6 protein-coding genes are annotated in these 7,578 nt (G+C 61.8%); 4 read left to right on the plus strand and 2 right to left on the minus strand.

What is annotated here, in order from left to right; translation table 11 throughout:
• Complete coding sequence (locus AC1DVH_RS09840; RefSeq protein ID WP_477753638.1) at positions 1–2,115, minus strand: mechanosensitive ion channel family protein; 2,115 nt, start codon at positions 2,113–2,115, stop codon at positions 1–3.
• Positions 2,116–2,307: 192 nt separating this feature from the next.
• Here AC1DVH_RS09840 and AC1DVH_RS09845 point away from each other — a divergent pair, with 192 nt between their 5' ends.
• The 4 genes from AC1DVH_RS09845 to AC1DVH_RS09860 all read left to right on the plus strand — a co-directional run bounded on the left by AC1DVH_RS09845 (position 2,308) and on the right by AC1DVH_RS09860 (position 6,726).
• The gene (locus AC1DVH_RS09845; RefSeq protein WP_477753639.1) at positions 2,308–3,519 is read left to right on the plus strand and encodes an MFS transporter; all 1,212 of its coding nucleotides are present in this window, start codon (positions 2,308–2,310) and stop codon (positions 3,517–3,519) included.
• Positions 3,520–3,699: 180 nt separating this feature from the next.
• Positions 3,700–4,464, plus strand: coding sequence for an endonuclease/exonuclease/phosphatase family protein (locus AC1DVH_RS09850; protein ID WP_477753643.1), 765 nt, complete (start codon positions 3,700–3,702; stop codon positions 4,462–4,464).
• Complete coding sequence (clsB, locus tag AC1DVH_RS09855; RefSeq protein ID WP_477753640.1) at positions 4,461–5,753, plus strand: cardiolipin synthase ClsB; 1,293 nt, start codon at positions 4,461–4,463, stop codon at positions 5,751–5,753. Before AC1DVH_RS09850 ends, clsB begins: the two co-directional genes overlap by 4 nt.
• On the plus strand, positions 5,740–6,726 hold the full coding sequence (locus AC1DVH_RS09860; RefSeq protein ID WP_477753641.1) for a lysylphosphatidylglycerol synthase domain-containing protein: 987 nt from the start codon (positions 5,740–5,742) through the stop codon (positions 6,724–6,726). The genes clsB and AC1DVH_RS09860 overlap by 14 nt, the downstream gene beginning before the upstream one ends.
• Before the next feature lie 138 nt (positions 6,727–6,864).
• Here the strand turns inward: AC1DVH_RS09860 and AC1DVH_RS09865 are convergent.
• Positions 6,865–7,578: alpha/beta hydrolase family protein (locus AC1DVH_RS09865; RefSeq protein ID WP_477753642.1), on the minus strand; the 714-nt coding region annotated here is incomplete at its 5' end.

Here is a 7,578-nt window from a genome sequence, read left to right on the forward strand (position 1 = left end):
TTACTGAGAACGCGGCCGATCCGGCATCAACACAGCAGCATGCTCTGGTTCGATCTCCGGCGGCGCTTCGACCGGATGCCTCGGCACCAGCGCCCGCTGTGGATAAGTCTGCGCGAAGTTCACCCACGGGCAGTTATCCACAAGCTTTTTCAAACGCTGGTTGAAGGCGCGGCTCACCGCATATTGGCCACCGGACACCGTGCGGAATTGTGCGGTCAGCACCACACCGTTGAGGTCCATCTTGTCGACGCCAAACACGTCCAGCGGTCCTTGCAGGTTGTAGCGCAGGAATGGGTCGTTGCTGATGGAATGCCCGGCCTCGCGGATCAGTTCAATGGCCTTGTCGACATCAGTGTCGTAGGTGAATTGCACCGAGAAAAACGCATAGGCGAATTGCCGCGATTGGTTGGTCACGGCCTTGATCTGCCCGAACGGCACCGAGTGCACGAAGCCTTTGCCGTCGCGCAAGCGCAAGGTGCGGATGGTCAGACCTTCGACCGTGCCGGCATGTCCGGAATCGAGCACCACCCAGTCGCCGATGGACAGGGTATCTTCGATGATGATGAACAGCCCGGTAATCACGTCCTGCACCAGTTGTTGGGAACCGAAACCGATCGCCAGGCCGATCACCCCGGCACCGGCCAGGAAAGGCGCGACGTTGATTCCCAGGTTGGCCATGGTGGTGATCGCGCAAATCACCACCAGGATGATTTTGATCGCGTTGCGCAGCAGCGGCAGGATGGTTTTCACCCGCGTACTCGGCTGGCGCGCCGAACGCTTGTTGGTCGGTGGCTTCAGGGCTTCCTGAATCGCCGTGTCGAGTACCACCCAGACCATCCAGGTCACCAGCAGGATCAGGCCGATGTGGCTCAGGGAATCACTGATCGCCCGGCCCACGGCATTGCTCACCGCGAATTCGAACAGCGACACGCCCCAGACCCGTCCGAGGATATCGATGAACACGATGGCCATGCCGATGCGCAGCAAGGCGTGGGACAGATTGAGAAAGCGTTCCTTGTAGGCGCTGCTGCGGCGCAGGTCCGCTTCGCTGCGGGCCTTGAACAAATGGTGCAGCGTGGTGCTGAGAAACACCGTGGCAATCAGCAACACCGTGGTGAACAAGGCGCTGCGCAGCACTCTCTGGTTGTCCGCCCCGGCGCCGATCAGGTTGATGATCGAAACCAGTACCATCAACAGAATCGGCCAATACCAGAGCCCGGAAAATATCCGCAGGGTTTCACGCAACGCCGGCTGCCTGAGGCGCTGGGCCAGCGGCAAAATACGGATCACATGGGCGACCGGGCGACGCATGCGGATCACCAGCAAGCCGAAGGAAACCGACGCTGCCAACCCGGTGAACACGGCGATGCTGCTGGTGAGATTGTTGCCCAGTTGATGGGCGATCTGCGGGCTGGTCAGGGCATCGCTCAATGCCACCAGAAAGCCGATACCGAATAACGGCCGGGGACTCTTCTCGCGAATGATCTGCACCGCCCGCCGCTTGTGGCCGGCATTGAACACCACCACCAGCGACAGCACCAATGACGCGGCAAATATCCCCGCGCTAGCGGCATAAGCCAGACACAGCGCCAGCACCCGACCCGCCGATATCGGCAAAAACTGGCTGGCATAAATCGTCAGGGGCAGGCTGACCACCGCCGGAAGGGTGTAGGGCAGCACGTAACCGAGCAACGCCTGGCCCCGTTCACGACTGAGCAGCAGACGATGCTCGCACAGGCGCCTGGCGGCAATCCGCCCAAGCAGCCAAAGACAGGCAAACACCACCGTCCACACGCAGGTCAGCAGCAGGAAATCGCCGGCGACGCTCCAGGGCGAACGCGCCGATGGCTGATTGACCAACTGATCCACTTCATCGGCCGCGAGATCGGCACGCAGGCGCCAGGCGTCGACCAGGTTCTCGTTGAGATCGAGTTTGGTCTGGACCTCGTCGATGCTTGTACTGATGGCCCCCAGTAATCCGCCTTGCACCAAGGGTTCGGGGTGCGCCAGCGGCGTCGCGGCGGCCGGCAGCCCCGGTATCGCGGCGGCTTCCAGTTGCTCGCTGCCCAGAAACAGCAACGCTCCCAGCAGTATCGCGGTCTTGAGCCTGATCAAAGCACCCACTCCTTTGGCTGTGTCTGTAAGGAACTGATCGAGAAATGCCGGGCAAGTTCGGATATTGCCCGCAGATAGCAGGACCGCGATATTTGATCTGCACGCAAATATCAAATGCCCATCCCTGTATTTTTCTGAACGAGCCAAGTCCCGACACTGCGCTCCATCGAATCAACCTCCGAAGTTGCAGCCATGCCCATTGCCCTGCTCGCGCTGACCCTCAGCGCCTTTGCCATCGGGACGACCGAGTTCGTCATCGTTGGCCTGTTACCCACCATTGGCGCCGACCTCGGCGTCAGCCTGCCGTCCGCCGGCCTGCTGGTCAGCCTGTATGCCCTGGGCGTTGCCGTCGGCGCCCCGGTGCTGACCGCCCTCACTGGCAAGGTTCCACGCAAATTGCTGCTGTTGTCGCTGATGGTGCTGTTCACCCTCGGCAACCTGCTGGCCTGGCAAGCACCGGGCTACGAGTCGTTGATCCTCGCCCGGATCGTCACCGGCCTGGCCCACGGGGTGTTTTTCTCGATCGGTTCGACCATCGCCACCAGTCTAGTGCCGAAGGAAAAAGCCGCCAGCGCGATCGCCATCATGTTCACCGGCCTGACCGTGGCGCTGGTCACCGGCGTGCCGCTGGGGACATTCATCGGCCAGCATTTCGGCTGGCGTGAAACCTTCCTCGCCGTTTCGGCACTGGGCGTGATCGCCTTCATCGGCAGCCTGCTCTACGTACCGAACACTATCGCCCACACCAAACCCGCGTCGTTGTTGCAGCAATTGCAGGTGCTCAAGCAACCGCGCCTGTTGCTGGTGTATGCCATGACAGCCGTCGGCTACGGCGGTTCGTTCATCGCCTTTACCTTCCTCGCGCCGATTCTTCAGGACCTCTCCGGCTTCAGCGCCAGCACCGTCAGCCTGGTGTTGCTGGTCTACGGCATCTCCGTGGCCGTCGGCAACATCTGGGGCGGCAAACTGGCGGACCAGCGCGGCCCGATCAGCGCCCTGAAAATCATCTTCGCCCTGCTCGCCGCCGTGCTGTTCGTGTTGACCTTCACGGCCGGCAATCCTTGGCTGGCGCTGGCTACCGTGCTGGTGTGGGGCGCCGTGGCATTTGGCAATGTGCCGGGGTTGCAGGTGTATGTGGTACGTCAGGCTGAGCATCACACCCCGCAGGCGGTGGACGTGGCATCCGGCCTGAACATCGCGGCATTCAACCTCGGCATTGCCGGTGGCGCGTGGGGCGGTGGCCTGATCGTCGCCCACATGGGGTTGATTCACACCGCGTGGATCGGCGGTCTGGTGGTGTTGCTGGCGCTGGCATTGACCGCGTGGAGTGGACGTCTTGATCGCCTCGGCCCGGTCTATGCCGAACCGGCAGAAGGGACGACCCGGATAGTTGCTGGTCACTGAGGGACCCGGTGGGAGCAACTGTCTTCACCATGCCACTCGTCACCGCCATTCGGTACCGTCCGTAGTCCCATCGAAACTTTCGCCGCCGCCCCAGAGTCATCCAAGGACAGGAGCCGTCAGGCGGGAGGCGACATGACAGCGAATCACACCGATATTCCCGCACACTCAAACGCAACCGACATGCGGGTACAGGGTTCGTCCGTCACTTGTCGTTTCACGGTACTGACGGTCAACACCCATAAAGGTTTCACCGCGCTCAACCGGCGCTTCATCCTGCCGGAACTGCGTGAAGCGGTGCGCAGTGTGTCTGCCGATGTGGTGTTTTTGCAGGAAGTCCACGGCACCCACGAACAGCATCCCCGGCGCTACACCAACTGGCCGGCGATGCCGCAATACGAATTCCTTGCCGACAGCCTGTGGCCGCAGTTCGCCTATGGCCGCAATGCGGTGTATCCGGCGGGCGATCACGGCAATGCGCTGTTGTCGAAGTTCCAGATCATCCGCCACGACAACCTCGACGTATCCATCAGCGGCCACGAGAACCGCGGGCTCTTGCATTGCGTGTTGCGTTTGCCCGGCGACGGCCAGGAGGTGCATGCCATTTGCGTTCATCTGGGGCTGCGCGAAACCCATCGCACCGCGCAACTGAAGCTGCTCACCCAGCGCCTGGACGCCCTGCCCGGCGACGCCCCGGTGATTGTCGCCGGGGACTTCAACGACTGGCGCCAGCGCGCCGATGCGTTTCTCAAGCCCAGCGGTCTGCATGAAGTCTTCGCCGCGCTGCATGGCAAACCGGCGCGCAGTTTCCCCGCGCGCTTGCCGGCATTGCGCCTGGACCGCATCTACGTGCGCAACCTCAAGGCCAGCCATCCGCAAGTGCTGACCACCCGGCCCTGGTCGCATCTTTCCGACCACGCCCCGCTGTCGGTGGAAATCGAGCTATGAGCAGCCAATCGATGGAAAAAAACACGCTGGCAGACATTCCCGCCCCATCGATCCGCGAGCCGACAGCGGTCGATGTCGAATACGGCTGGCAAGGCAGCAATCGCGTCGAGTTGCTGGAAAACGGCGAGGCGTACTTTCCCCGGGTATTTGAAGCCTTGCGCCGGGCGCAAAGTGAAATCCTGCTGGAAACCTTCATCCTGTTCGAGGACAAGGTTGGCAATGAGCTGCAACAGATCCTGATCGAAGCCGCTCAGCGCGGCGTACGCACCACCGTCAGCCTCGACGGCTTTGGCTGCGGTGAGCTGAGTACCGGGTTCCTCACCGCACTGACCGCGGCCGGGGTGCAACTGCAAATATTCGACCCGGCACCGAAGCGCCTGGGCATCCGCACCAACTGGTTCCGGCGCCTGCACCGCAAGATTGTGGTGGTGGATGGCACCGTCGCGTTCGTCGGCGGGATCAACTTTTCCGCCGATCATCTGGTCGACTTCGGCCCCGAGGCCAAACAGGATTATTCGGTAGAAATTGAGGGTCCGGCAGTGGCCGATATCCATCACTTCGCCCTGCTGCAATGCGGTCGCCCGGTGCACGCCAAATACTGGTGGCAACGCCGTCGGCTGCGGCGTTCGGAACTCGCCTTCAGCGATCACGACGGCCAGGTGCGGCTGGTGTACCGCGACAACGGTGAACACCCGACCGACATCGAGGAGGTTTACCGCCTGGTGTTGCGCCAGGCGCAGCGTCGAGTGGTGATCGCCAACGCCTACTTCTTTCCCGGTTTCCGCTTGCTGCGCGAGATCCGCAACGCGGCCCGCCGAGGCGTGGATGTGCGGCTGATCCTGCAGGGCCAGCCAGACATGCGGGTGGCCAGGCTCGCCGCGCGCATGACCTATGACTACCTGCTCAAGTCCGGGGTGAAGATCTACGAATATTGCGACCGCCCGCTGCACGGCAAGGTCGCCTTGGTGGACGAGGACTGGAGCACCGTTGGCTCCAGCAACCTCGACCCGTTGAGCCTGTCGATGAATCTGGAAGCCAACGTGCTGATCCGCGACCAGGCCTTCAATCGTCATCTGTTCGATCGCCTGGAAGACCTCAGCGATAACCATTGCAAGGCCATGTCTCCCGACATCGCGCCACGCGGGCGTGTCTGGCACATGACCATCGGTTTTCTGGTGTTTCACTTCCTGCGGCATTTCCCGGCATGGGCCGGTTGGTTGCCGGCGCATAAACCTCGCCTGAAACCCTTCCACCCGCCAACCGGAAGCGCTGACCATGAACCGCGCTGAGACCCACCCGGCCTCTCAGGGCAAAAGCTCCGGCAAGTCCCATTGGCGTCGCTGGAAACGACCGCTGACGATGCTGTTTTTCCTGATGCTGATCGTGCTGTTCACGACGCTCGCCCAGCGCATCGAGTGGAACGAAGTGTTCGATAACCTGGCCGATTTCAAGGTGCGCACGTTGATCATTGCTTCGGGGCTGACCCTGGTGAGTTTTCTGGTGTACGCCTGCTTCGACCTGATTGGTCGCACCTACATCCGCCAGAACCTGACCTGGAAGCAGATCCTGCCCGTGGGGATCATCAGCTACGCCTTCAACCTGAATCTGAGCGCATGGGTCGGCGGCATCGCCATGCGTTACCGGTTGTATTCGCGGCTCGGGGTGAGCAAGAGCAACATCGCGAAAATCCTTGGCCTGAGCCTGGCGACCAACTGGTTCGGCTACATGATAATTGCCGGCGCCGTGTTCAGCAGCGGGCTGGTGCACATGCCACCGGGCTGGAAACTCAGCAGTAGTGCGCTGCAAGGTGTGGGGGGGTTGTTATTGCTGCTGAGCGCCGGGTACCTGGCGGCGTGCCGGTTTGCCAAACGTCGGGAGTGGGCGACTCGCGGCGTGGAAATTGATCTGCCGTCGCTGCGCATGGCGGTGCTGCAACTGACCCTCGGGGCTCTGAACTGGTCGCTGATGGCGGCGGTGATTTTCACCTTGCTGCCGAGCAAACTGGACTATCCATTGGTACTTGGCGTGTTGTTGATCAGCGCCATCGCCGGAGTCATTACCCACATCCCGGCCGGGCTCGGCGTGCTCGAGGCGGTGTTCGTGGCGCTGCTGCAACACGAGGTTTCACGGGGCAGCCTGGTGGCGGGACTGCTGGCCTATCGGGCGATTTATTTCATTTTGCCGCTGTTGATTACCGTGGTGATGTATTTGCTGGTGGAGGCCAAGGCCAAGGCGTTGCGGATCGAGAAAAAACCCAAGTGACGGGGTGGTTGTGAGGACGCTATCGCGAGCAGGCTCGCTCCCACATTGGATCTCGGGAGTTCCACAAAAACTGTATTCACCACTGAACTACTGTGGGAGCGAGCCTGCTCGCGATTGGTAGCAAGATCACCGCAAATTTCAAGATGATTGAATAATGCTCAACCGCTCCCCCACCACCATCTCGGTAATCCAGCCGACGAGGATCGAGGTGTAGGCCTGCTGCGAAACCGGGTCGCTCMGCGCATGGTCGGCACCGTCGATGATGCGGTGAGTCAGCGAGTGCGTCTGCTGACAGGCTGCCCGATAGCTCATGATCGTCGCGTGGGGCACGTATTCGTCGGTCTCGGACTGCACCAGAAGCACGTCCCCGGTGAATTGCGAGCAAGCATGCAAGGCACGGTTGCTGTCGGCACGCACCAGGATGCCTCGGTAATCACGCAGATCCAGTTTGTCCAGATCGCGTTTCGGCGTGTGCCATTGCTCGTCGCGATACAACGCCGGCACCCGTAGCGCCAGCCAGCGCACCGGCCTGAGCGAGGTCAGAATCGAGGCCAGATACCCCCCGTAACTGGTGCCGACCACCGCAATCGCCGACGTATCGAGAGCCGGGTGCGCGAGCAATCGGTCATAGGCTGCCAGCAGGTCGCGCAGGTTGTCTTCGCGGGTCACCCGGGACAATGGAATGCCGGTGCCGCTGGTGTGCCCGCGCAGGTCGAAGGTCAGGCAGACACAGCCCAACCCGGCGATGCCTTTGGCGCGCTCCAGGTCCCGCTCCTGACTGCCGCCCCAACCGTGCACGAAGAGCACGCCGGGGACCTTCGATTTGGGGCTCAGGAAGGTCCCACTCATCTG

The sequence above is a fragment of the Pseudomonas sp. P4_C3 genome, assembly GCF_056402075.1.